This window comes from Trinickia sp. (assembly GCF_051961175.1).
Lineage (GTDB): Bacteria > Pseudomonadota > Gammaproteobacteria > Burkholderiales > Burkholderiaceae > Trinickia.
On record NZ_JBQCDN010000204.1, the window covers coordinates 1 to 25091 of the forward strand.

Sequence of the window (25091 nt, forward strand, 5' to 3'; positions counted from 1 at the left end):
CAAGCAAGGGGCGACGAAGAAAGCGGCGCCGAAGACCAACGCTGCCAAGAAGGTGGACGCCGCTACTGATGCGTCCAATTGAGCAGTTGCGGCGGTGATCGGAAGGTCGGTTCGTCGCCGCTGCAGGGAGTGTCAGAATTTCCGTGCTGCCTAGGCGTTCTACGGCCATCGTGTGGACGACCACAGAGCGCCACCGGGAATTTTTCGCCGGCCGCCTCGTTCCGTTCCATTCCGTTCCAGCCTCGCATTTCAATCGACGTCGCCGTGCGTGGACGTTGTTCTGCACAGCCCGTCGATGTAGTCAGCCCACGCCTGCATGACACGGCGCCGGTCATCGTCGAATGTCGTTCCGTCGTACGCCTTCTGTACGTCGCCTCGTTTCGCGTGCGCGAGTTGCGCTTCGAGAACATCGATGTCGATGCCGAGTCGCTCGCGGCCGACGGTTCGCAGCATGCCGCGAAATCCATGCGTGGCGTGCTTTCCTTGAAATCCCATGTCGCGTCGGGCCTTGCTTAACGCGTCTCGGTGCAAGTGCGGCGTCTTCTGGCGGGCCGGGGACGGAAACACGTAGTCTCCGCGGCCCGTAAGCGACTGCAATTCGCGGAGCAACACAACCGCTTGCCTCGGTAAGGGCACGATATGATCGTGACGCATCTTCATCCGAACGGCGGGGACATGCCACTCAGCGGACTCGAGGTTGATTTCATCCCACGGTGCAGCGGCGATCACGCCGGGGCGTAAGCCGGTGAGCATGGTCAGCTTCAGAGCAGCCCGCGTGACGGGCGACTTGTATGTGTTGATGGCTTGCACGAGCGGGACGATCTCAGCAGGCTTCGTGATCGCCGGGATGTGACCTTTGTTGTGCCGCGGGATGACACCGCGTAGCGACAACGGGACGCCGTCCTCTCGCAGACTGTGGTGGATCGCGTAAGTAACGATGCCGCCCACGTATTGGCGCGCTTTGGTCGCGAGGTTGGGCGCATGCGCCGCTATTCCTTCTAGCACGGGTATGACCTCCGACGTCGCGAGCGTGGAGATCGGCTTGTTGCGAAGCGGGGGGACTAGATATTGCCGGATGACAAACTCGGCTTTGCGGTAGGTCTCATCGGCCCACTCATTGCGTTTAAATGCGAGCCATTTTTCTGCGACCAGATGGAACGCGCCTTCGGCAGCACGCTTGCGCGCAGCGGATTCGGCCCGGCGATGCTCGACCGGATCGGTACCTTCGCGAACAAGGCTGCGGGCGATCGCGGCAGACTTGCGCGCTTCGACGAGCGGAACCTCAGGGTAGGGGCCAAGGCTGAGAAAATTTTCCTTTCCAGTGCCGGGCCGGCGGTAGCGGAGCAGCCATGTCTTACTTCCGTCCGGCCAGACGCGCAGAGCGAGCCCGTTCCCATCGGCAAGCAGATAGGGCCGCTCGCGCGGTTTGGCGACACGAAACACCACTTCGGACTTCGGTTCGACGCGTTTGGGCATGGCCTGGCACCTCGATTCCGCGTATACGCAAGTGTATACGCAAAAATCGTCGATGCCACCGGTACATGGCAGTCATTCGCGGAAGCAAAAAACCCCGTAAGACTTTGATCTTACGGGGTTTCTCGGACTACTTCGGCTTACGCCGGAACATCTGTTGGTGCCCAGGAGAGGACTCGAACCTCCACGATGTTGCCACCGCTAGGACCTGAACCTAGTGCGTCTACCAATTCCGCCACCTGGGCAGGTGTGCGTCTTGCAACAAAGACCGCCATTGTATCAACTAAAACCGCGCTGTCAAGCGCTTCGAACAATCAGTCCGGCACCCGGCCATTCAAACCCCATTTCCGCACAGCGCGCGCGCCAACGCGCGCAGGACCCGCACCCACACCCGCCCACCCGTCCGTCCCGCCCCGAGCGGGTGTTAGAATGGCGCGCATTGCCGTGTCCAACGTATCGAGCCAGAACAATCATCGACAAGCGCCCCTTGAGTAAATATCCGTACCCGATCCCCAGCCGCGAGGAAATCCTCGGCGTGCTGCGCACGAGCGAATCGCCGCTCGCCGCCAACGACATTGCCGAAACTCTGTCGATCAAGCGCCAGGAGCGCGAAGGGTTCTTCAAGCGTTTAGGCGCCATGGAGCGCGACGGCCAGATCCGGCTCGATAAGCGCGGCTACTATCAGCTCACCCATCCGTCGAATTTCGTCGCCGGCCGCGTCCAGGGCCATCGCGACGGCTACGGCTTCATCATTCGCGACGACGGGCAAGACGATCTGTTCCTGCCCAACGCCGAAATGCAAAAGGTCATGCACGGCGATCGCGTCCTGGCGCGCATCGTCGGCTACGATCGCCGCGGTCGCCCCGAAGGCCATATCGTCGAAGTGACCGAGCGCGCGAACAAGCGCGTGATCGGCCGGCTGCTCAACGAGAACGGCGCGCTGATCGTCGCCCCGGAAGACAAGCGCATCAGCCACGACATCCTCGTCACGCAGAACACGAAGAAGGCCAAGGTCGGCCAAATCGTCGTGGTGGAATTGACCGATTTCCCGAGCCGACATTCGCAGCCGCTCGGCCGTGTCGTCGAAGTGCTCGGCGATATCGACGATCCCGGCATGGAGATCGAAATCGCCGTGCGCAAGTACGGCGTGCCGCACGAGTTCAGCGATGCCACACTCGCCGAAGCGGCAGGGTTGCCGGACGAAGTGCGGCCGATCGATATCCGCCATCGCGTCGATCTGCGGGATGTGCCGCTCGTCACGATCGACGGCGAAGACGCCCGCGATTTCGACGATGCTGTGTATTGCGAACCGACGAAAGTCGGGCGCGGCGACGGCTTCCGTCTCATCGTGGCGATCGCCGACGTTTCTCATTACGTCCGGCCCGATACCTCGCTCGATACCGATGCGATCGAACGCAGCACGTCGGTGTATTTCCCGCGCCGCGTCATTCCGATGCTGCCGGAAAAGCTCTCGAATGGCCTGTGCTCGCTGAATCCCGAGGTTGATCGCTGCGTCCTCGTCTGCGACATGCTGATCACCGCGCGCGGCGAAATCAAGGCATATCAGTTCTATCCGGGCGTCATGCATTCGGCGGCGCGGCTCACGTACACCGAAGTCGCCGCCGTGCTCACGAATACCAAGGGCCCTGAGGCGGCGCGCCGCGCGGCGCTGGTGCCGCAGCTTCAAAATCTGTACGGCGTGTTCAAGGCGCTGTTCGCCGCGCGTCAAAAACGTGGTGCGATCGACTTCGACACGACCGAAACCTATATCGTCTGCAACGCGCAAGGCAAGATCGAACAGATTCTGCCGCGCCAGCGCAACGATGCCCATAAGCTCATCGAAGAGTGCATGCTCGCGGCGAACGTCTGCGCGGCCGACTTCATGAAGCGCAACAAGCATCCAGGCCTCTACCGTATCCACGCCGGCCCGACCGCCGAGAAGCTCGAGAATCTACGCACGTTCCTGCGCGGGATGGGTCTCTCCCTCGGCGGGGGTGAAACGCCCCACGCGAGCGACTACGCGGCGCTGATGGCGCAAGTGCGCGATCGGCCCGATGCGCAGATGTTGCAGACGATGCTACTGCGTTCCATGCAGCAGGCCGTCTACAGCCCCGACAACATCGGGCACTTCGGTCTCGCCTACGATGCCTACGCGCACTTCACGAGTCCGATTCGCCGCTATCCGGATTTGCTGACGCACCGCGCCATCTACGCCATCTTGTCGGGGACGAAGTACCGGCCCGCCGCGCCGAACGGCGTGGCGCTCAATACGGCGCTGTCGCCGCGCGCGCGCGCGTTGCAGCAGGCCGACGAGCAAACGCGTCCGCGCGCGCGGGAGAACACGGCGATCTGGGAAGAACTCGGCTTGCACTGTTCGGCGAACGAGCGGCGCGCCGATGAAGCTTCGCGCGACGTCGAAACCTGGCTCAAGTGCTACTTCATGCGCGACAAGCTCGGCGAGGAGTACGGCGGAATGGTCAGCGGGGTCACCTCGTTCGGGATCTTCGTGCAGCTCGATTCGCTGTTTATCGAAGGGCTGGTACACGTCACCGAACTCGGCTCCGATTACTTCCAATACGACGAAATCAAGAACGAGCTGCGCGGCGAGCGTACCGGCATTCGCTATCGTTTGTCCGATCGCGTGCGCGTGCAGGTCAGCCGCGTCGATCTCGACGCGCGCAAGATCGATTTCCGGCTCGTGCGCGATACGCCGGCCAAGCCCGCCGGGGCATCCCGCGCAACCGCGACGGCCCGGCCGGTTGGCGAGCCGGAGGTGATGGCTGGGCGCGGGCCGCACGTGCGGGCGTTGGCATCTGTCGACGAAGGGCGGCACAAGAAGGCTGCGCCGGGCAAGTCGGCTGCCGTTGTCGAGGCGCGTGCAGCACGCGCCCAGGCCGCCCGCAAGCGGAGCGGAGCGTCCAATAAGGGGGCGCCGAAGGCGCGCTCGCGCAAGAAGGGCTAGCCTTCGCTCGGCGGCGCAGGTCCCGCATCGAAGCGAGCGCGCCGCGATATTTTTTCGGCACAGCGAGTGCATGGCGCGCCGCTGTGCTTTCGCCTTTCAGGCTCGACGCAATACCGATTCGAAGATTGATATTCAGCTATGTCACGTCTCAAGGTTTTATACGGCTTTCATGCAGTGACCGCGCGTTTGCGGCACGACGCGTCGACGGTCGAAGAAGTGTTTTACGATGCGACGCGTCGCGATCGCCGGATGCAGGAGTTTCTGCAAACGGCGAAGGAAGCGGGCGTGCGCGTGATCGCGGCGGACGAAACGCGTCTGTGGGGGCTCGCCCATACCGAACGGCATCAAGGCGTCGTTGCGCGCGCAAGCGATTTGCCGCTCGCGCAGAACCTCGCGGAGTTGCTCGATGGCATCGACGGGCCGGCGCTCTTGCTCGTGCTCGACGGTGTGACTGATCCGCACAACCTCGGCGCATGTCTGCGCGTGGCGGACGGAGCGGGCGCGCACGCCGTCATCGCGCCGCGCGACAAGGCTGTCGGTTTGAACGCCACTGCCGCGAAGGTGGCGAGTGGCGCAGCCGATACCGTGCCCTACATCACCGTCACGAATCTGGCGCGCGCGTTGCGGGAATTGAAGGATGCTGGCGTGTGGATTATCGGCACGGCCGGCGATGCCAAGGCCAGCCTCTATGAGACGAAGCTCGATGGCCCCGTCGCCCTCGTCATGGGGGCCGAAGGCGAGGGCATGCGGCGCTTGACGCGCGACACGTGCGACGAGGTCATGCATATCCCCATGGCGGGGACAGTCGAAAGCTTGAACGTGTCCGTTGCGAGCGGAGTATGTCTGTTCGAGGCGGTACGGCAGCGCGTGGCCGCACGTTAATGCCGCTCCGATCGGGGGACGTCCGCGCGGGCCGTTCCCCGATCGAAAACAAACGCGCCTAACGCTCGACCTGCTGGTTCCAGCGCGTATCCCACTGCGCACGATGTGCGTTGATCGCATCCCAATCCACGACAGTCACCGTATGAACGAGGCTCTCGATGTTGCCGAGGCTTTGCTGCATCGATGCCGGCATTTTAGCGAGACGATTCGTCGGGATCTGCTTGCCGGCCTCGGCGGCTTTCTCTTGCGCGGGCGCTGACAGCAGGAACTGCGCGAGCTTTTGCGCGAGTTGATCGTCGGGGTTGTTCTTGACGACGCAGACGTCGACGAGCAACAACACCGGGCCTTCCTTGGGATTGACGTACGCCACCGGCAGGCCCTTGTCCTGCAAGTCGGCGACGCCCGTCGGCGTCAGCGGAAACAGGGCGGCTTCGCCTGTTTGCACCATCTCCGAAATCTTGGCCGAGTTCGGGATGTATTCGACGACATTCGGGCCGACTGTGCTGGCCCATTTCGTAAATCCGGGCTCGACATTCTGTTCGCTGCCGCCCCAGATGCGGTTAAGCGCCAAGAAACCGTGCAGCCCGAATGTGCTGCTCGACGCCGATTGGAATACCACCTTGCCCTTGTATTTCGGATTGGCGAAGTCGAGCCACGAGGTGGGCGGCGCCCAACCTTTCTCGGTAAAGAGCTTCTTGTTATAGGCGATGCCCGTCATGCCGAGCTGGACACCGGCGCCGACGTCGTCTTTCATCCGCGCGAACGGATAGAGTTCCTTGAGAACCGGGGCGTCATCGAGTTTTTCGCAGAGGCCGAGACTGACGGCGCGCGCCATCACCCCATCGTCAAGAAACGCGACGTGCACCTGCGGATGGGCGCGATTTGCGAGCAGCTTGGCCAGGATGTCCGATGAAGTGCCGGGTACGACGGTAACCTGCACGTTGTTCGCCTTCTCGAAGGCCGGCAGCACCTGCGTCGTATAGGCTTTTTCCATCGGCCCGCCGTTCATGCCGATATAGATCGTTTTCGACTGCGCCCCAGCGGGTGTCGCGGCGAGCGTCACGCCGGCCACCATTGCGGCGGCCGACAGGATGCGGAAGGCTTTCATTAAGGTCTCCTGATCATTGAAAAGCGAAGCGTCATGCGGGGACGGCCGAGAAACGATCGACATCGAACGCGTCGAGCGGCGTCTCGGTGGCGCCGTCGATCACGAGGTCGGCGAGTACTTCGCCAACACCGGGCGCGAGCAGAAACCCGCCCCCGGAAAAGCCGAATGCATGCAACAGCCGCGGCACCTTGCGGCTCGCGCCCAGGATCGGATTGTGATCGGGCGTGCAGCCTTCCACGCCGCTCCAGGTGCGGATCAGCAAGGCTTGCCGGAGCGCCGGCAAGAGCGCGCACGCGTCGCGCATCACGGCGCGGGTCGTATCGGACGACGGCTGCGCGAAATCGCCGTCGCCATGCCCGCGGCCGCCGCCGATCACGCAGTTGCCGCGCGCGACCTGCCGCGCGTATATCCCGCCGCCGAACACGCCGAGGTTGTGCTCCAGAAACTGCGGCAGCGGCTCGGTCACCCACATGTTCGGATAGATGGGCTTCATCGGAACGGTGTCCCCGAAGCGCTCCGCGAGCGTGAGGCCCCACGCGCCGGCGGCGTTGATGAGCCAGTCGGATTGGAAGATTTCGTCGCCCGCGCGCAGCGAGAACCGTTTGCCGTCGTACTCGGCGTGCGTCAGCGCGGTCTGTTCGCGCACGAGTGCTCCGGCTTGCCGTGCGGCGCGTGCGAAGGCGGGCGAGACGAGACGCGGGTTCGCATGGCCGTCGCTCGTGCAGAGCGAGCCTCCGATGGCTACCGCGCCAAGCCAGGGATAGCGGCGCTTGAATGTGTCGCCCGACATTAATTGCAACGGTAGCCCATATTGCGCAGCCATCTGCGCGTAGCTTTCGAGCCCCGCCAGATCGGCTTCGCTGCGCGCCAGGCGCAAGTGCCCCGAGACGACGAATTCGCCGTCGATGCCAATCCGTTCGGGCAGTCGATCCCAAATCCTTCTTGCCCGCATGGCGAGCGGCAATTGTTCCGCGGGGCGGCCTTGGCAACGTACGCCCCCGTAGTTCACGCCGCTTGCCTGCGCCCCGCAATGACGCCGTTCGAGCAGCAGGACCCGCATGCCTTTCCGTGCGAGGGCGAGCGCGGCCGAGGCGCCGACGAGCCCACCGCCGGCGATCGTCACGTCGAAATGTGGAATCGGCTCATTCATCGCGCGCATCTTCAGGCACGGCGGCGACGCGTTCGTCGCACAGAGCGGCCGCCAACGGGATGGGTTTGATCGGGGCTTGGGCGCGCAATCGTCCGAGCGCGTCGAAGGGCAGCCCGGTTTCGTCAGCGAGTAAGGCCTGCGCTGCCTCGCCGCACATGCGGCCCTGGCATCGGCCCATTCCAACGCGGGTCAACGCCTTCAGACGATTGATTTCGCGCGCGGCGCCCGTGCGAAGGCATTGGCGGATCGTCCCGGCGTCGATTTCTTCGCAGCGGCACACCGTCATCGTGTCAGGCCAGGTACCCGCGCGCTCGAAGGGGGCGGGAAATGCCGCTTCAAGGCCCGCACGGAAGATGGCGATGCGTTGCAGCGAGCGGCGGTGCGCGGCGGCAGCTTCGACGAGCGGCGACTTGCGTTGCAAAGAGGGAGGAGCGAACGCCATATCGTCGAGCACGGCAAGCGCAGCGAGATGCCCGGCGCATTCGGCCGCATCGGCGCCCGCGATACCCGCTCCATCGCCCGCGACATAAATGCCGCCGATCGATGTGCGTCCCGCCTCGTCGCGCTCGGGCAGCCAGCATCGATTGAGTGTGTCGTAGCGAAAGCGGCAACCGGCGATATCGGCGAGCTGTGTTTCGGGGCGTAGTCCGTAGCCGAACCCGACCGCATCGCATTCGAGTGTTTCGGCGCTGTTGTTCGCCGAAGCTGGCGAGTTCGCGCCCGCTTGCCAAGCGATGCCCGTGACGTGGCTGTCGCCGAGGACGCCCTGAAGCGCAACGCCGCGCTCGATTCGGACGCCGTGTGCGCGAAGCCAGCCGACGTAGTACAAGCCTTTCGCGAGCATGGACGGGCGCGCCGCGAGCTTAGGCAATGCCGCAGCCTGCGCGGCCGTATCGGCCGTATCGAGCACAGCGAGGACCTGTGCGCCCGCCTTTGCATATTGATAGGCAACAAGATAGAGCAGCGGGCCCGTACCCGCGAAAACGATACGTCTTCCGATGGCGCAACCTTGCGACTTCAACGCCGTTTGTGCCGCGCCGAGCGTATAGACGCCGGGCAAGGTCCAGCCCGGCAGCGGCAGCACACGGTCGGTCGCACCGCTTGCAATGATCAAGTGCGTGAACGGGATGCTTTGTTCGCGTGCGCCGCATAACGTCGCGAGGCGGCCCACGAGCGGCTGTTGCCCGCCATCGGTCGGCGCACAGGCTTCGCCGGTGCTCGCGTGGGTGTCGCACGCCCAAGCCAGTGTAAGAGGGCGGTAGTCGATGCAGGGCAAAAGGTTCGCCATCGTCGCATGCAGCGCGATGGCTTTATGCGCTTCGAAGCCGTACAGCGCGCGCGGCGAGCGTTGGAAGCCACTGCTTTGCGGCGGTTGACGATAGATCTGTCCGCCCCAGCGCGCGTTTTCGTCGATCACGATCGGGCGCACGCCGGCATCGACGAGCGTTTGCGCTGCGCGCACGCCTGCGGGGCCCGCGCCGACGATCACGATCCGGGCGTCGTTCGTCATCACGCCAGCCCTCCCTGCGACCGGTCCGCATTTAGCCGGCTAAGCAGCCGCATTCCGGCTTCGATCGTCGTCGAGCACGCGCGCAGCGGCTGTCCTTCTTCGGTTCGAATCCAGCAATCCTGACAGGCGCCGATCAAGCAAAACCCGGCGCGCGGCTCGCCGCTGAAATCAGAGGCGCGCAGCGCCCGACGCTGCGTCAGGATCGCCGTCAGCACGGTGTCGCCTTCGAGCGCGCGGCACGGCGCGCCGTCCAGCGTGAACGAGACAGGGGCACGGCCGGTTTCGGCCAGACGTACCAGTTGTGCTTCGTCGTATGGCATGGTTCGTTATCCTAAATACCGATGGGGCCAGCGCCTTCAATGCTGGCCGATGAGGATACGGTTCAGGCCATAGACGCGATCGAGCAGCAGCATCGCGGCAGCGGTGACGAAGATGACGACTGTCGACACCGATGCCATCATCGGATCGATCGATTCCGTCGCATACATGTACATGCGAACCGGCAGGGTGACCGTTTGCGGCGAGGTGACGAAGATCGACATCGTGAGCTCGTCGAAGCTGTTGATGAATGCGAGCAGCCATCCACCGGTGATGCCGGGCACGATCATCGGCAGCGTAATGCGCCGCAGTGTGGTCCAGGCGTCGGCCCCGAGCGATTGCGCGGCATGTTCGACGCTGCGGTCGAGCCCGGTGGCAGCGGCCAGGACGAGGCGCATCACGAACGGCGTCACGACGACGGTATGTGCGAGCACGAGCCATGCGAACGACCCTGTTGCTCCGACGAGTGCGAAGAAGCGCAGAAGCGCGATGCCGAGCACGAGCCCCGGAATGACGAGCGGCGAAAGCAGCAGCGCGTTCAGGAACTCACGCCCGGGAAACCGTGCCCGGGCGATCGCGAGGCCTGCGGGCAAGGCGACGGCCAGCGAGAGCGTGGCCGACATGAACGCGAGCTTGATGCTCGTGAAGAAAGCCGAGATGAAATCCGGATAGTTCAAGATCGCGCGAAACCATCGCAACGACAATCCATGCGTTGGCAGCGTCAGCGTTTCGTCGGGCGTGAAGGCCACGAGCACGACGATGAGAAGCGGCGCCAGCACGAAGGCGATGACGAGCGTATGGAAGGCGAGGGCGAAGGGGCCGTTGCGTCGCATGTCGATCTCCTTCGCTTCAGCCCATGCTGCGGCCGTAGCGGCGCTCGAGCATGCGGTAGTAGGTCAGCATGATGGCGAGGTTGGCCGCCAGCAGCAACAGCGCGATCGTGGCGCCGAGCGGCCAGTTCAGCGAACCGAGGAATTGGTCGTAGACAGCGGTGGCGGCCACCTTCAAGCGCCGTCCGCCAAGCAGGCCCGGGATCGCAAACGCGCTTGCCGACAGCCCGAACACCATGAGGCTGCCCGAGAGCACGCCGGGCATGACCTGCGGCAGCACGATGCGGCGCAGCGTGGTGGCGGGTGAAGCCATCAGCGAGAGCGCGGCGTGTTCCGTTTGCGGATCGAGCTTTTGCAGCGCGGTCCAGACCGGAATCACCATGAACGGCAACATCACGTGGACCAGGGCGATGACGATCGCGAAGTTCGTGTATTCGAGCTTGTAGGGCCCGACGCCGAACGCGCCCAATGCTTGATTGACGACGCCGGCGGTGCCGAGCAGCATGCTCCAACCGAAGGCGCGTACCACGACAGAGACTAGCAGCGGGGCGAGGATGACGAGCAAAAACGCCGAGCGCCACGGGTCGCGCATCTTCGACAGCACGTACGCTTCCGGTGCGCCGATCGCCGCGCACAGAACCGTGGTGATCGCGGCGATGCCGAACGTACGTGCGAAGATCGTCTGGTAGTACGAAGAACTCAATACGTTGACGTAGTTGCCGAATTGGAACGCGGCAATCGATCCCACCGATGGATCGAACCGATAGAACGTCAACACGAACGTCATGGCGAGCGGCACGAGCACGAGCGTCGCGAACAGCACGAGCGCCGGTGCACAAAGCAGCCACATCGGCCCATACGCCCGCCACGGCGTGCGCGCGGCGATACGGCCCGGCTCGGGCGTAGCGGTGCGGGGCTCGCCCGCCTCGAGCGTTGCATTAGCCATGTTGCGCATCCCTCGCAACGAATCGCACCGCTTCTCGTTTCCAGTCGATGCCGACGGATTGCCCTTCCGCGATCGGTTCATCGCCCGCGTTCTGACAGCACACGAGCACTTCGCCTAGCCGGCAGTCCACGCGATAAAGCCATTGGCTGCCGAGAAAGAAACGGCTCGTGACCGTTGCGGGCAAACGGCCCGACCCGGCGGGATCGAGGCGCACCTTCTCCGGACGGATGCAGACGGTCACCGCATCGCCGAGCTGCGGCGTATCGCTTGGCCGTTGGTGTGACGCGCGACCGACTTCGATGCGATCCGTGCCGACTTCGATATGGAGACTGGCTTCGTCATGCGCGACGAGGGTGCCGGAGAAAAGATTCGCCTTGCCGATGAACTCCGAGACGAAGCGGTTCTCGGGGCGTTCGTAGGCACGGTAGGGCGTATCGACTTGCGTGATGCGGCCGGCCTCCATGACGACGACGCGGTCGCTGATCGACAGCGCCTCCGATTGGTCGTGCGTGACCATGATCGTCGTCGTGCCGATGCGCCGCTGGATGGCTCTGAGCTCGAACTGCATTTCCTCGCGCAGCTTGGCATCGAGATTCGACATCGGCTCGTCGAGCAGCAGAACGGGCGGGGCAATCACGATCGCACGGGCGAGCGCCACGCGTTGGCGCTGGCCGCCCGAGAGTTGGCGCGGAAATCGATCGGCCAGCGTGTCGAGCCGCACGAGCGACAGTGCTTCCCGTACCCGCGCTTCGCTTTCGGCTTTGCCGATGCGCCGCATTTCCAAACCGAAACGCACGTTTTGCGCGACCGTCATGTGCGGGAACAGCGCATAGCTCTGAAAGACGATGCCGAGCCCGCGCTGATTCGGCTTCATGTCCGTGATGTCACGGCCGTCGAGCACGATGCGGCCGCTGGTCGCCTCCACGAAGCCGGCGATCATTTGTAGCGTCGTCGTTTTACCGCAGCCAGATGGCCCGAGCAGCGAGACGAACTCGCCCTTTTCGACGGACAAATTCAGGTTGGCGACCGCATGCAAAGGGCCGAACGACTTCGAGACATCGGCGAGCGTGAGGAACGACATGATTGAAGCTCCTTGTGAGCGAAGCCCCTCGCGAGGCGCATGGGCGTAAGGGCATCAGGCAGAGCCGATTCTGTCCAGCCATATAAGGCGAGTCAATTTGGAATTCCGATCAACGATAGGAATATCGGAAATATTCCGTTTGACGGAACGATACCGGCTGATGCAGCCCGTTGAATTTCATGCGATGGTTTCAGGGTTTCCCCTTGGATGATATCGGCACACGGCGCAGCGTGGTAAAAGCTGCGATACTGCTGGGCGAATGAACGGGCTAAATGCATTCCATTGAATGAAACGATGACACCGGAGGGGTCCTGGATGATGATCGACGACGCGACGCAAGACGACGAACTGGCAGGCGGGGAGGAAGGCGCGGATGCGCCCGGCGCCGGAATGCTGCCGCGCGCGTTCGCACTCGTTCGCGCTCTGGCCTCGCTGCAAACGAGCGGCGTCCGCGTGACGCAGCTCGCGAAGCGGGTTGGGCTCACGCAGGGCACGACGCACCGCATCTTGCGTGCGCTGATCGCAGAGGGGATCGTCGAGCAAGACGAACGCACGAAGTTGTACCGGCTCGGCGTCGATTTCTTCGCGCTGGCGGCGCAAGCGGGCAATCCCGGCGGCATGCGTGCGCTGTGTCGTCCGGCATTGCTCCGCCTGTGCGCGAGCCTGGGCGAAACGATCTTTCTGCTGGCGAAGAGCGGCTTCGATGCGGTGTGTCTCGATCTCTGCGAGGGGCCGTTTCCGATTCGTTCGTTTACGAACGACGTGGGCGGCCGAATCGCACTCGGCGTGGGCCAGGGCAGCCTCGCGATTCTCGCGTTTTTGCCCGAGGCGGAGCGCGAAGAGATCATCCGCTATAACGTGCCGCGCATTCGCGGTTTCGGGGTGCTTGATGAAGTCTACCTGCGTACGGAAATCGAGCGCGTGCGCCAGCTCGGCTACGCGGCGCGCAACAGCGGTGTCCTCGAGGGGATGGCCGGTGTCGCGGTGCCGATTCTCGATCGCACCGGTACGGCCGTCGCGGCGTTGAGCGTCGGCACGCTCGCATCGCGGCTGGGAGACGACCGGCTGCCGATGGTGGTCGAACTGCTGAAGCGCCAGGCCGATTCGATCGGCCCGCTGACGAATCCCTTCGATGTCGCACTCAAGCGGCGCCCCGCGCATGGGCTGGCGGTCGCGCCTGCGGCGTGATGACGGCCTAAGGGAAATCGAGCAGGAGATCGAGCGCTAACGCGTCCGCCGGCGCGGAGAACTCCGGTAAACTCACGCCTTTCGCCTGCATTTTTCTCCGCCCCATGACTCAAGACGAACTCAAGCGATTGGTCGGCCAAGCTGCTGCCGATTATGTAAACGCCAACGTAGCTGAAGGCACCGTGATTGGTGTCGGCACGGGCTCGACCGCCAACTGCTTCATTGATGCGATTGCCGCCCAGAAGCACCGCTACCGCGGTGCGGTATCGAGTTCAGTCGCCACGACGGCGCGGCTGCAGCAGCATGGCATCAGGGTGTTCGACCTCAACGAGATCGAATCGCTGCCCGTGTATGTCGACGGCGCGGACGAAATCGATGCAACGGGTGCCATGATCAAGGGCGGCGGCGGGGCGCTCACACGCGAGAAGATCGTCGCTTCGGTGTCCGAAGTTTTCGTTTGCATTGCCGATGAGTCGAAGCGGGTGCCGGTCCTGGGCTCCTTTCCGCTTCCCGTCGAGGTCGTGCCGATGGCGCGCACCGCAGTGGGACGCCGGCTGATGGCGCTCGGCGGTGTGCCGGTGCTGCGCGTCACGAAGGACGGCACACCCTACATCACCGACAACGGCAATGAAATTTTGGACGTCAAACATCTGGCGATCCACGACCCGCGCGCGCTCGAAGCGGAGATCAACGCGTGGCCGGGGGTGGTCACCGTCGGTCTATTCGCCAGCCGCGGCGCGGATCTTTGCTTGCTCGGCTCGGATTCAGGCGTGGAAACGATCGATTACCGCTCGCAGGGCTAAAGGGTGGAGCGGTTCTTGCCGTAGTACCGCGTAACCGGTATTGCGGCATACACCGCAGAGCCATGGAGCCCTTCCCACCCCCGAAAGGTGATCGTCAGGGTTCGTGCGCGGCGGCAATAGGCGGTGCCGGCTACCTTGTTGTCCGCCCGCCGGGTTCGTTTAATCGCGGCGGCTTCCTACGGAAGCCAGATTCGCGCACGAGCGCGGCGGCGTTTCACACGTTTTGAGGATAGAACCCATCATGCAATGCGAACTCAGGCAGGCCCTCGATACGGCCTATTCGCGGCTGAGGGACGGGCAGGCGGACCCTACCACGTTCGCAAGCAACTACGCGCTGGGGCTCGGTATCGTCGTCGGCGGACAAGCCTGCGGCGGGATGACCGAAGAGGAGGCGACGGAGGAACGCGCTCATTTGGGCATGCTCGCCGCCTTGTTCGAAATTCAAGCGCGGATACGGATCGATTCCGAGACGCATTGAATGCGCCGATTGCGCCGATTGTGCCGATTGTTCGAGCGCAAGCTCGCCGTTGCGGGTGCAATCGCGCGATGACGGCGAGCCGGAATGCTTAGGGATGCTAATTAATCGGCGCCCCCCCGTTTCCCTGCCCGGCGTCGCTCAACTCACCGTGTTCGTTTGGTGAAGGCTCGGCAATAAGCGGTCGAATTCGCGCTTGACGAGCCCGTAGCACTCGCACGCACGCGATTCGAGGCCTTCTCGGTCAAGCACTTTGATGTGTCCGCGGCTGTGATGAATCAAGCCTTGATTATGGAGCTTGCCGGCCGCTTCCGTAATGCCTTCGCGCCGTACGCCGAGCATATCGGCGATCAACTGTTGCGTGACGGCCAACTCATTCGTCGCAGCCCGATCGATTTCGATCAGCAGCCAACGGCATAGCTGCTTGCTTAGCGAATGGTGCCGATTGCAGGCGGCCGTCTGCGCAACCTGCGTCAGCAGCGCCTGCATGTAGAGCAGCATGAGCCGGCGCAGCAGGTCGGAGCGCGCGATTTCCTGCTTCAGTTGTTGCGCGCTCATCCGATAGGCGAAACCCGAACACTGCACCTGTACGCGGCTGGGCATCGTCTCGCCGCCGGTGAGCACCTGGACGCCGGTCATGCCCTCGCGGCCCACGGCGGCCAGTTCCACCGAGCCGCCGTCTTCCATCATCGAGAGGATCGAAATGATGGCGGTGGTGGGGAAGTAGACGTGATGGATCTTATGGCCGCAGTCGCACAGCAGTTGCTCCGTGCGCAGATGGACCAATTCAAGATGTGGCGTCAGCGCTTGCCATTCGTGTGACGGCAGCGCGCCGAGAAGGTGATTGCCGTGAAGGTCGGATTGTAGCGTCAACATGATCGGTCCTCGGTTCCTTGCCGCACCGTGCGTCTCCCGCACGTGCTGTTGCGGCTTGTTCGTTACTGGGCCGGTTTCGGCGCGCCCATCGGCGAAGAAAAAATCGTCGGCTTGATGCGCGCTTCCCGGCGTCGTGTCGGCCTCCCTGGCCGCTGCGCCGTCTGTGCGGCAGCGCTCGGTTTGCGGGCCCCGTTCTGCGAGGATCGTGCCAAGCCCCATCGCGCCGGGGTTGCACGCGTCGCCTGCGACGTTGCATCGTGCGCAATGTGAGCCGCCTCGGCTTTTTGTTTCAAATCTGCACATCCGGCAGCGGCGGCCGCCTCTTGCAAGACACGGTCGGCCCATTCGCTCAGACCGTTGATCGGCTTGGCGTTTAACAGGGGGCAGTGCCGCGGGCACCTAGCGGCGGGGATGGACGGATACGTACCGCTGGCGAGCCGCGAGCGAGCGAAATGATTCAGTTATGTTGCAAAGCACACTCGGCGCCGTGCCGAGCGTCTTTTCGTCGGACCTGGCTCACGCCCGACAGGCGCGGAGCCGCCTGTTTCGCCGTTTTGATCGCGGTATGGCGCTGCGCAGCGGTACGCGCCCAAGGCGGCTGGCGCGGGCTTGGCGAGGGTGTGCGCAGGCTTATCGATCGGCGTGTCGGAAGTGACTCATTGTTGAGACACGGATGAAATGCCTCGCCGTTGCGTGGTTTCCCCAATGGCGGATGAACTCCGCGATGTGGGTGCGATGCCGAACGGTCTTACGGTTGCCGCGGACGTACCGTGCAGCATAGCGATTCGTCGTACATTGTTTCGGACAACGAAACGTCCCGCCGATGGTCGAATGTCTTGTACAGGTGAGGCGCGTCAAAGAATGAGTCGCATTCTCGTGAAATCGTGTAGGTGTCCGAAACGAACGAGAATGCGAAGGCGAAAGCTGGGTGAGACAACGAAATAGCAGTGTGCGGGATGCACGGATTTCGTCAGAGGGATAACCCTCTTCAGGCGTTTCCCAATGGCGCACCGCCGTGGATAGCAGCACCGTATTGCCTACCGGCTGCGGTGCGGGAGGTGCGCAATGAAACAGGCAAAGAAGCGTCGGACGGCGCATCGGGGGGAGTGATGGAGCAGAGCAAAGACCGTTCGCTGGTGAGCAAGGTCATGGACGGGCTCGTGAGTGGGATCGTCGAAGAAAAATACGGCGCGATTCTGCCGCCGCAAGACGTGCTGTCGAAAGAGTTCGACGTCAGCCGGACGGTCATGCGCGAAGCACTGTCGATGCTGCTTGCGCGCGATATGCTCGATGTTCGTCCAAAAGTGGGTACACGTATCCGGTCGATGCGCGATTGGCGCATGATCGACGAAGACGTCGTGAATTGGCGGTTTCGTGCAAAACCCGATCCGCAATTCATGCGCGACGTGATCGAGTTCCGGATGCTGATCGAGCCGCGTGCCGCCGCCCAAGCGGCCTCGCGGGCCAGCGTCTCCGAGGTTGCCGCGATCCGCGAGGCGTTTGAAGTGTTCAAAACGCTCGCACCGGGCGATGCCGGGTACCAGGGCGCTGACGAACTGTTGCATACGCGCATCGTACATGCGAGTGGCAACCAGTTTTTCCAGCAAATGGCGGCAATCATTCGCGGCGCGCTATCGGCTACGCATCCTATGCTCAGTCAAAAGCCCGGCGCATGGGAGATTTCGGTGCGCACGCATGAGCGGCTGGTCGAAGCGATCGAGCGCCGCGATCCGAAAGAGGCTGAAGCGGCGGCGCTGGCCGTGATCGACTTCGCAGCCGATGAAATCAGCCGTGAGTTTTCGGTGGAAATGCCGAACCGCAAATAGGTTCGCTCGCATCGGATGCAAGACCGGCGCCGTCATGCGCCGGTCTTTTCATTTGCGGCAATGATTGATCGGATTTGTCATGGTGTGAAAACAGAACGGATTGCGATATCGACCGTCTTATCATGTCGAGCGCTTTGATCTGAATCAAGGAAGTTGCGATTCACGATCAAGCTGAGATGAAATGAATGAGGGATGCGACGATGAACGAAGTGGGAAGAATCGACTGGGGTATCGTGGGCGCGGGACATATCGCGCATCGCTTTGCGCAAGGGCTTGCGCACGTGCGCGACGCGCGCCTCGCTCGCGTATGGTCACGCCGCGCCGAAAGCGTGAATGCGTTCGTGCAACGGCATGGCGGTCAGGCAAGCGAACGATTCGAGGATCTGCTGGCCAGCGAGGTCGATGCCGTCTATATCGCCACCCTCAACGACAGCCATATCGATTTCGCGCGGGCCGCCCTCGCGGCGGGAAAGCATGTGCTCTGCGAAAAGCCCGCGACGCTGAACGCGCGTCAGCTCGAAGCCGTCCTGGAGACGGCCCGTGATTCGCGGCGGCTATTCATGGAAGCCATGAAGCCGCCGTTCTTTCCGCTGTACCGCAAGCTGCGCGAGCATTTGACGGCCGACCCGATCGGCCCGGTCGGCCTAGTCCGGGCGGGCTGCTCGCTGGCCGATGTGCCGTCCGATCATCCCTCGTTCTCGCTGGCGGAGGGCGGCGGCGCGCTGCTCGATATCGGTATCTACGAGCTGTTCCTGGCGGTCGATTGGCTTGGGGCGCCGCTCGATGTGCAGACGTTCGGGCGCAAGGGTCCTACGGGCGTCGATACGTTCGCGAGCGTGCATAGCCGGCACGAAACCGGCATTGCGCAACTTTTTTGCGGGCTCGATCTGGACGGAAAGGGCGACGCGCTGCTGGCAGGACCGCTCGGACACGTTTCGATTCACGAGAAGTGGTGGAATCCCGTGCGTGCGACCGTCAGCTATGTTGGCGGCCGCGTGGTGGAACTCAACGTGCCGTTCGAAGGCGGCGGGCTCAACTACGAGACGGAGCACTTTTGCGAACTCATTCGAGCGGGGGCGCTCGAGAGCCCCATCATGACTCATGAGAAGTCGCTGCAGATGATCACGATGGCGGACGCGGCGCGGGAGACGCTCGGTGTGAAATTCCCGGCGGAATAGCGCAACCGCCCCTCCGGCGAAGTGGCCTGGCCGGCGGCGCGCCGCGGTGCGCCTCCTGCCTTGCGCTCAGTGCCGCGAGGGCAGCGCGAGCCGGCGTTCGTAGCGGTGCTGCGCCCATTCGAGCACCTGACACAGCACCCAGTAGACGGCTGCCGCCGCGAGGTACAGCGGCAGCGGCTGATACGTCGAAGCGATGATCTCCTGCGCGCTGCGCAGCAGCTCGGTGACAGTGATGACGGACACGAGCGACGTGTCCTTGATGAGGCTGATGAGGCTGTTCGACAGGCTCGGCACGGCGATGCGCAGCGCCTGCGGCCCGATCACATAGCGCAGCGTTTGACGGCGCGACAAGCCGAGACTATAGGCGGCGAGCCATTGGCCGCGATGGATGCCGTTGATCGCACCACGCATGCTTTCCGAGAGATAGGCCGCGACGTTCGCAGACAATGCGATGACACCGGCCGGCGTCGGATCGAGGGAAATCCCGATACTTGGGAGTCCATAATAAACCACGAAGATCTGCACGAGCAGCGGTGTGCCGCGCATCAGGCTCACATACACGCGCGCGATCCAGTTCAGCGGCTTGCTGTGGCTGATGCCCATCAGCGCGAGGAACACGGCCGCGATCAGGCCGAAGATCATCGATAGGACGGCGAACTTGACCGTCAGGACGGCGCCCTGCGCGAGCACGGACATCGATTGAACGAGCAGGGTGGTGGTGGACATATCGTTTATTGTTGAGGACTGCTACCGGATAGCGGACAGAGCAGATAGGGCGGATAGGACGGATAGCGCCGGTGTGCGCAATGCGCGCGAGCGCACATGATATACGCGTCGAAAACTGCGCGTGCATTCGCGGTGTACAGGGGCGTATGCCGGACGGCGCAAAAGCGAAGGGCGGCATCGTTGCGATGCCGCCCTTGTGCGTTCAGGCCGGGGTGGGTCTATCCGTGATCGCTTATTTTGCTGCTGGCTTGCTCACGTCGATGCCGAACCATTTGTCGGAGATCTTAGCGAACGTGCCATCGGCTTCCAACTGCGTCATGGCATCGTCGATCGCCTTCGCGAACTTCGGGTTGCCCTTCTTGAACGGGATGGCGGAAGGCGGTGCCGATCCGACCATCGCGCCCGGACGCAGCGGCAACTGAGCGTTCTTCAGCAAGTAAGCCACCATCAGCCGATCGTTGAGCGCCGCGTCGAGCCGGCTTGCGGCAAGGTCACGCAGATACTCCGGGGCACCGGGATACGTCTTGATATCGATGCCGCCGACGGCCTTGGCCATGTCCATGTAGTTCGTGCCGAGACCGACGCCAAGCTTATGCCCCTTCAAGTCTTCCAGCGACTTGAACTGCCGGTCGTCGTTCTTGCGCTGGATCAACTCGGCGCCCGAATACGTGTAAGCCGGCGAGAAATCGAGCACCTGCTTGCGCGCGTCGGTCGCGCCCACCTGGTTGACGATGACATCGAACTTGCCCGCCTGCAGGCCGGCGATGATGCCGCTCCATTCGGTCGTGACGAACTCCGGCTTCACCCCGAGCTTGGCCGCGATGGCCTTGGCGATGTCGACGTCGTAGCCGACGAGCTCGCCCGTCTTCGTATCCTTCGAATCGAACGGCGGGAACGTGCCTTCGCAGCCGATCCGCAGCGTGCCGCGCGCTTTGACCTGATCGAGCAGATCCTCCGCGTGCGCCGTGGCGGCCACGAACGTCATGCCGATCACACCGGCCGTGAGAATCTTCTTGAACGTCGCAAACTTCATCGTTTGATCTCCTTGTGCTGACTATCCCGAAGGGGCTATCGCGAGTGCAGCCATGATAGCGAAGTACCCATCACGTCAGAAATACTGTTTGTTTATGTCTATATGCGTGCCGGGTGAGCGTGGGCGATCGCATCGACGCATTCTCCCACCAACGCCGGACCGCGATAGATGAAGCCTGTGTACAGCTGCACGAGCGAAGCCCCGGCGGCGAGCTTCGCCGCGGCGTCCGCACCCGACGCAATACCGCCCACGCCAATAATGGCCACCGCTTCGCCTACTTCGGCGCGCAGCTTGCGAATCACGGCATTCGACGCATCGAAGACAGGCTTGCCGGACAGGCCGCCGGTTTCGTCCGCATGCGGCATGCCTGCCACGGCCGCGCGCGATAGCGTCGTGTTCGTGGCGATCACGCCTTCGATGCCGTGGCGCAACAGCGTATCGGCGATTACCTTGATCTGCTCATCGTCGAGATCGGGCGCGATCTTCAGCGCGAGCGGCACGAGCTTGCCGTGCAGATCGGCGAGGCGCTGCTGCTTATCCTTCAGTGCGCCGATGAGCGCGTCGAGTTCGTTCGCGCCTTGCAGCTGACGCAGGTTCTTCGTATTCGGCGAAGAAATGTTGATGGTCACGTAGCTCGCGAACGGATAGACGCGTTCGAGGCAATACAGATAATCGTCGGCAGCGCGCTCGATCGGGGTATCGGCATTCTTGCCTATGTTCAGCCCCAGCGGCCCGCGGTAACGCGCGGCCTGCACGTTTTTGACGAACTGATCCACGCCGCGATTGTTGAAGCCCATCCGATTGATGAGGGCGCCGGCGTCGGGCAGCCGAAAGATCCGCGGCCGCGGATTGCCCGGTTGCGCGCGCGGCGTGACGGTGCCCACTTCGATAAAGCCGAAGCCGAGCGCGGCGAGCCCGTCGATGCAGGCGCCTTCCTTATCGAGCCCCGCTGCCAATCCGACCGGATTACGGAACGCGATGCCCATGACGGTGCGCGGCAAGTCAGGGACATGCGGCGCGAGCAGGCGGGCGAGCCCGGTGCGGCCGGCGGCGCCGAGCATCCCGAGCGTGAGGTGGTGGGCGTCTTCCGCATCCATGCGAAAGAGGCGGGCGCGGACTAGCGGGTAAAGGGAACTGAGCACTTGAGCGGTCGGTGGGAAAAAAGAAAACCCGCTATTTTAGCGATTTCGGCGCGGGTGCCCCAGGCACGGGTGCGCACTGCGCGCAATGGGCCGAGCCCAGGGGCCGAAGGCGAATCCTCTGGCGATACTGAACTACGCTCGATCTGGATCGGCGGCCGTGCAGGCGAGGGGGGCCCAACGCCCGTCCTGCAGCCCCTCGAGCGGCCGATAATTGGCTTTATACGCCATCTTTGGACTCTCTCGAATCCAGTATCCAAGGTAGACATACGGCAGGCCCAGGCTTCTTGCTTGTTCGATCTGCCAGAGAATGTTGTACGTGCCGTAGCTCGCGTGCGCGGCGTCGGGCTCGAAGAACGTATAAACGGAGGAGAGCCCGTCGCCGAGGATGTCGATCATGCTGACCATGCGCAGCACGCCCGCGTTGTCCGGCGCATCGGGCGGCTCGCGGAACTCCACGAGCCGCGAATTGATGCGGCTATGCAAGAGGAATTGCTCGTACTGATCGCGACTGTCCCGATCCATGCCCCCGCCGGCGTGACGGGCCGCCTGGTAGCGCATATAGAGTACGTAATGCTCTTCCTCGTAGTGCAGCGGCGAGACGGCGGCGACGAGCGTGCCGTGGCGCTTCCAGACTCGCCGCTGCGTGCGATTCGGCGTGAATGCGGCTACCGGCACGCGCACGGGCACGCAGGCCCGGCAGCCCTCGCAATAGGGCCGATAAGTGAACACGCCCGAGCGCCGGAAGCCGGCCTTGACGAGATCGGTGTAGACATCGGAGTTGATGAGGTGGCTCGGCGTCGCCACTTGCGAGCGCGCGATGCGGCCTTCCAGATAACTGCAGGGATAGGGCGCGGTCGCGTAAAACTGCAGTGCGGAAAGCGGTGAAAGCGGCAGCTCATTCGGGTGAGTCATTGGCGGCTCTCAATGCATCGTCCGTAGTTCTGACGGGCCGCCCCGATCGTTGGCGATCGGGCGGGCCTCAACCTATACCGCATGCGGCAGGACTTCGAGCAGCGCCGCTTTATCGAAGTGCCACGGAATGGGGGCCGCGGCCACAGCGGAACGCACGTGAGCGACGAACGTCTTGCGCGCGATCTCGCGCCCGCCAAGGGACGCTAAATGCGGCGTGTTTTGCTGGCAGTCTATCATTTCTATCTCGTGACGGCGCAGGTGGCCGACGAGCGCGGCCAGCGCGATCTTGGACGCGTCGCTCACTTCCGCGAACATCGATTCGCCGAAGAACATGCGGCCGATCGAAACGCCGTACAAGCCGCCCACGCGTTCGCCGTCGAGCCAGGTTTCGATGCTGTGGGCATCGCCAATGCGATGCAGCGACGCGTAGGCATCGATGATTTCGGCGGTGATCCAGGTGCCCCGCTGGCCGCGGCGCGGCGCTTGCGCACAACGGCGCATGACGGCCGGGAAATCGGCGTCGACGCGAATTTCCCAACGCGGATCGCGTAGTACGCGCTTGAGCGTCTTGCGCAGCGACGGCGAAACCTTGAATTCCCGCGGCAGCAGGACCATCCGGGGATCGGGGCTCCACCACAAAACGGGCTGGCCGTCCGAGTACCACGGAAAGATGCCGTGACGGTAGGCATCGACGAGCCGCCAGGGCAGCAGATCGGAACTCGCGGCGAGCAAACCGGGCGCGCCGCTCGTCTGGCCGAGCGCACGCTCGACGGGCGGAAAGGGATCGTCGGGGCCGAGCCAGGGGACCATGTTAGTGCTGGCTTGCGGTGGTCACGGTGGTCACGGTGGCAATCGCGCGGGCGGGATCAGCCGTCACGCAGCGAGCGGAAGATGTCGCCCGTATGCAGCCCGTAATTGCCGGCTGACCGATCGTCGAAGAAAAAGCGCAGTGTCTGGCCGACGGTGGGGAAGGCGATGTCGTCCCACGGGATATCGGCTTCGTTGAACAGCCGCACTTCAAGGCTCTCTTCGCCCGCGGCTACATCGATATCGAGCAGGCGCGCGAGATAGAACATATGCACCTGATGCACGTGTGGGACATTCAGCAGCGAGAAAAGATGCTGCACCTCGACCCGTGCGCCGGCTTCCTCGAGCGTTTCCCGCGCGGCCGCTTCCGCCGTCGTTTCGCCCATTTCCATGAAGCCCGCCGGCAGTGTCCAATAACCGTAACGCGGCTCGATCGCCCGCCGGCACAGCAGCACCTTGTCTTCCCATACCGGGACGGTGCCGACAACATTGCGCGGATTCTGATAATGCACGGTGCCGCAGCTTTCGCAAACGAAACGCTCGCGGTTGTCGCCGGGGGGGATGCGTAAGCTGACTGCTTGGCCGCAGACTGAGCAGAATTTCATAGGGAGAGTGCGGAACTGGGTGATGCGAGTGTATCACCGGGCGCGCCGTGTGCTGCGCGGCGCCATGATGTTCGGACGCCATGCCGCCCAAAGAAAAAGCCGGGCTCGGCCCGGCTCTCTCGGCGTGGATGCGCTGACGCGCTCAGCCGAATAGTTTCATTGCCTGCGTCAGCGTATTGACGACGCCCCATGCCAACGGAATCAGCACGTACGCCCAAAATACGACGAGGCTGGCGGTGCTCGTTTGCGAGCGGGTTTGCGTAGCGTTTTGCATGCTTGATCGTCTCCTTAGCGCTCGGCCGCGAGTTCGGTTTCGGACATGTGGTGCTTCGCATCGACGCGCGTCACCAGCAGGTTGCAAATGAAGCCGACGACGAGCAGGAACGCCATGATGTGAACCGTCATCGTGTAGGCGTCGGCCTTGGCCACCCCATGCGCGACTTCATAGGCGCGAATGTAGTTGACGAGGACGGGCCCGGCTACGCCGGCCGCGGCCCATGCCGTCAGCAATCGGCCGTGGATTCCGCCGACGAACGCCGTGCCGAACAGATCGGCCAGATAGGCCGGAACGGTGGAAAAGCCGCCGCCGTACATCGACAGAATCACGCAGTAGGCGAGCACAAACAACGCGATATTCCCCGATGTCGCGAAGCTCGGCACGAGGTAATAGAGCACGGCGCCGAGCACGAAGAATGCGAAGTAGGTGTTCTTGCGGCCCAGTTTGTCGGACGAAGAGGCCCAGACGAACCGGCCGCCCATGTTGAACAGCGACAGCAGCCCGACGAAGCCGGCGGCCGCCGAGGGCGTCACCGTATTCTTGAAGCTTTCCTGGATCATGACGGAGGCCTGACCGAGGATCCCGATGCCTGCCGTGACGTTCAAAAAGAGCACGAGCCAAACGAGATAGAACTGCGGCGTCGTCAGCGCGCGATCGATGTGCACGTGATTGCGCGTAATCATCCGGTGGGCCGTATCAGGCGGCACCCAGCCGGCCGGCTTCCAATCGGGCGGCGGCACGCGGATCGCGAGCGCGCCGATCGACATGGAGATGAAATAGGCGATGCCGAGCACGACGAAGGTTTGCGCCACGCCCACGCTCGTCGCGCTTTTGAAGTGGTTCATCAAGGCGACGGACAGCGGTGCGGCGATCATTGCGCCGCCGCCGAAGCCCATGATCGCCATGCCCGTCGCCATCCCGCGGCGATCGGGAAACCAGCGGATCAGCGTGGAGACCGGCGAGACGTAGCCGAGCCCGAGGCC

24 protein-coding genes and 1 tRNA gene are annotated in these 25091 nt (G+C 63.4%); 7 read left to right on the top strand and 18 right to left on the bottom strand.

What is annotated here, in order from left to right; genetic code table 11:
- Positions 1 to 249: 249 nt before the first annotated feature.
- Complete coding sequence (locus tag ACTHL0_RS12275) at positions 250 to 1476, bottom strand: tyrosine-type recombinase/integrase (protein ID WP_440567021.1); 1227 nt, start codon at positions 1474 to 1476, stop codon at positions 250 to 252.
- Between the two features lie 155 nt (positions 1477 to 1631).
- Positions 1632 to 1718 (bottom strand) — tRNA-Leu (locus tag ACTHL0_RS12280).
- A gap of 242 nt (positions 1719 to 1960) precedes the next feature.
- Between ACTHL0_RS12280 and rnr the strand changes: the two genes are divergently transcribed.
- Together rnr and rlmB are read left to right on the top strand one after the other, a co-directional pair.
- On the top strand, positions 1961 to 4435 hold the full coding sequence (gene rnr / locus ACTHL0_RS12285) for a ribonuclease R (protein WP_440567022.1): 2475 nt from the start codon (positions 1961 to 1963) through the stop codon (positions 4433 to 4435).
- A 138-nt stretch (positions 4436 to 4573) separates the two neighbouring features.
- On the top strand, positions 4574 to 5317 hold the full coding sequence (gene rlmB, locus ACTHL0_RS12290) for a 23S rRNA (guanosine(2251)-2'-O)-methyltransferase RlmB (protein ID WP_440567023.1): 744 nt from the start codon (positions 4574 to 4576) through the stop codon (positions 5315 to 5317).
- A gap of 58 nt (positions 5318 to 5375) precedes the next feature.
- Here rlmB and ACTHL0_RS12295 read toward each other — a convergent pair whose 3' ends face one another.
- From ACTHL0_RS12295 to ACTHL0_RS12325, 7 genes are read right to left on the bottom strand one after another with little or no spacing between them, the layout of a single operon-like run.
- Positions 5376 to 6425: an ABC transporter substrate-binding protein gene (locus ACTHL0_RS12295; protein WP_440567024.1), complete on the bottom strand. Its 1050-nt coding sequence runs from the start codon at positions 6423 to 6425 to the stop codon at positions 5376 to 5378.
- Between the two features lie 31 nt (positions 6426 to 6456).
- Positions 6457 to 7575, bottom strand: a complete 1119-nt coding sequence (locus ACTHL0_RS12300; protein ID WP_440567025.1) for an NAD(P)/FAD-dependent oxidoreductase — start codon at positions 7573 to 7575, stop codon at positions 6457 to 6459.
- Positions 7568 to 9085 (bottom strand): FAD-dependent oxidoreductase, encoded by a 1518-nt coding sequence (locus tag ACTHL0_RS12305; RefSeq protein WP_440567026.1) that lies wholly within the window; start codon positions 9083 to 9085, stop codon positions 7568 to 7570. The genes ACTHL0_RS12300 and ACTHL0_RS12305 overlap by 8 nt, the downstream gene beginning before the upstream one ends.
- Positions 9085 to 9405 carry a (2Fe-2S)-binding protein gene (locus tag ACTHL0_RS12310; RefSeq protein WP_440567027.1) on the bottom strand — a complete coding sequence of 107 codons (321 nt, stop codon included), beginning with the start codon at positions 9403 to 9405 and terminating at the stop codon, positions 9085 to 9087. The genes ACTHL0_RS12305 and ACTHL0_RS12310 overlap by 1 nt, the downstream gene beginning before the upstream one ends.
- A gap of 36 nt (positions 9406 to 9441) precedes the next feature.
- A complete protein-coding gene (locus tag ACTHL0_RS12315; protein ID WP_440567028.1) occupies positions 9442 to 10236 on the bottom strand; it encodes an ABC transporter permease in 795 nt (264 codons plus the stop codon).
- Between the two features lie 16 nt (positions 10237 to 10252).
- Positions 10253 to 11179 (bottom strand): ABC transporter permease, encoded by a 927-nt coding sequence (locus ACTHL0_RS12320; protein WP_440567029.1) that lies wholly within the window; start codon positions 11177 to 11179, stop codon positions 10253 to 10255.
- Entirely contained in the window at positions 11172 to 12260 is a 1089-nt protein-coding gene (locus ACTHL0_RS12325) for an ABC transporter ATP-binding protein (protein WP_440567030.1), read from the bottom strand. Before ACTHL0_RS12325 ends, ACTHL0_RS12320 begins: the two co-directional genes overlap by 8 nt.
- A gap of 315 nt (positions 12261 to 12575) precedes the next feature.
- On the opposite strand from ACTHL0_RS12325, the gene ACTHL0_RS12330 reads away from it, so the two are divergent.
- The 3 genes from ACTHL0_RS12330 (at position 12576) to ACTHL0_RS12340 (ending at position 14729) form a co-directional block, all read left to right on the top strand.
- Positions 12576 to 13448: an IclR family transcriptional regulator gene (locus ACTHL0_RS12330; RefSeq protein ID WP_440567031.1), complete on the top strand. Its 873-nt coding sequence runs from the start codon at positions 12576 to 12578 to the stop codon at positions 13446 to 13448.
- A gap of 104 nt (positions 13449 to 13552) precedes the next feature.
- On the top strand, positions 13553 to 14251 hold the full coding sequence (gene rpiA, locus ACTHL0_RS12335) for a ribose-5-phosphate isomerase RpiA (RefSeq protein WP_440567032.1): 699 nt from the start codon (positions 13553 to 13555) through the stop codon (positions 14249 to 14251).
- A 241-nt stretch (positions 14252 to 14492) separates the two neighbouring features.
- The gene (locus ACTHL0_RS12340) at positions 14493 to 14729 is read left to right on the top strand and encodes a hypothetical protein (RefSeq protein ID WP_440567033.1); all 237 of its coding nucleotides are present in this window, start codon (positions 14493 to 14495) and stop codon (positions 14727 to 14729) included.
- 138 nt (positions 14730 to 14867) lie between these two features.
- Here the strand turns inward: ACTHL0_RS12340 and ACTHL0_RS12345 are convergent, their stop codons facing one another.
- Positions 14868 to 15602 carry a Crp/Fnr family transcriptional regulator gene (locus ACTHL0_RS12345; RefSeq protein ID WP_440567034.1) on the bottom strand — a complete coding sequence of 245 codons (735 nt, stop codon included), beginning with the start codon at positions 15600 to 15602 and terminating at the stop codon, positions 14868 to 14870.
- A gap of 1109 nt (positions 15603 to 16711) precedes the next feature.
- Between ACTHL0_RS12345 and ACTHL0_RS12350 the strand changes: the two genes are divergently transcribed.
- Positions 16712 to 17428 carry a FadR/GntR family transcriptional regulator gene (locus ACTHL0_RS12350; RefSeq protein WP_440567035.1) on the top strand — a complete coding sequence of 239 codons (717 nt, stop codon included), beginning with the start codon at positions 16712 to 16714 and terminating at the stop codon, positions 17426 to 17428.
- Positions 17429 to 17628: 200 nt separating this feature from the next.
- Positions 17629 to 18606 carry a Gfo/Idh/MocA family protein gene (locus tag ACTHL0_RS12355; protein WP_440567036.1) on the top strand — a complete coding sequence of 326 codons (978 nt, stop codon included), beginning with the start codon at positions 17629 to 17631 and terminating at the stop codon, positions 18604 to 18606.
- A gap of 66 nt (positions 18607 to 18672) precedes the next feature.
- On the opposite strand, the gene ACTHL0_RS12360 is transcribed toward ACTHL0_RS12355, so the two are convergent.
- The 8 genes from ACTHL0_RS12360 to ACTHL0_RS12395 form a co-directional block, all read right to left on the bottom strand.
- On the bottom strand, positions 18673 to 19332 hold the full coding sequence (locus ACTHL0_RS12360) for an amino acid ABC transporter permease (RefSeq protein WP_440567037.1): 660 nt from the start codon (positions 19330 to 19332) through the stop codon (positions 18673 to 18675).
- A 232-nt stretch (positions 19333 to 19564) separates the two neighbouring features.
- On the bottom strand, positions 19565 to 20365 hold the full coding sequence (locus tag ACTHL0_RS12365) for a transporter substrate-binding domain-containing protein (protein WP_440567038.1): 801 nt from the start codon (positions 20363 to 20365) through the stop codon (positions 19565 to 19567).
- Positions 20366 to 20463: 98 nt separating this feature from the next.
- Positions 20464 to 21507, bottom strand: a complete 1044-nt coding sequence (locus ACTHL0_RS12370; protein ID WP_440567039.1) for a quinone-dependent dihydroorotate dehydrogenase — start codon at positions 21505 to 21507, stop codon at positions 20464 to 20466.
- Between the two features lie 132 nt (positions 21508 to 21639).
- Positions 21640 to 22419: an arginyltransferase gene (locus ACTHL0_RS12375; protein ID WP_440567040.1), complete on the bottom strand. Its 780-nt coding sequence runs from the start codon at positions 22417 to 22419 to the stop codon at positions 21640 to 21642.
- Positions 22420 to 22491: 72 nt separating this feature from the next.
- Positions 22492 to 23229 carry a leucyl/phenylalanyl-tRNA--protein transferase gene (gene aat / locus ACTHL0_RS12380; RefSeq protein ID WP_440567041.1) on the bottom strand — a complete coding sequence of 246 codons (738 nt, stop codon included), beginning with the start codon at positions 23227 to 23229 and terminating at the stop codon, positions 22492 to 22494.
- A 56-nt stretch (positions 23230 to 23285) separates the two neighbouring features.
- Complete coding sequence (locus tag ACTHL0_RS12385; protein WP_440567042.1) at positions 23286 to 23831, bottom strand: NUDIX hydrolase; 546 nt, start codon at positions 23829 to 23831, stop codon at positions 23286 to 23288.
- A 142-nt stretch (positions 23832 to 23973) separates the two neighbouring features.
- Positions 23974 to 24105 carry an MFS transporter small subunit gene (locus tag ACTHL0_RS12390; protein ID WP_440567043.1) on the bottom strand — a complete coding sequence of 44 codons (132 nt, stop codon included), beginning with the start codon at positions 24103 to 24105 and terminating at the stop codon, positions 23974 to 23976.
- 14 nt (positions 24106 to 24119) lie between these two features.
- A partial coding sequence (locus ACTHL0_RS12395; RefSeq protein WP_440567044.1) for an OFA family MFS transporter occupies positions 24120 to 25091 on the bottom strand: 972 nt, incomplete at its 5' end.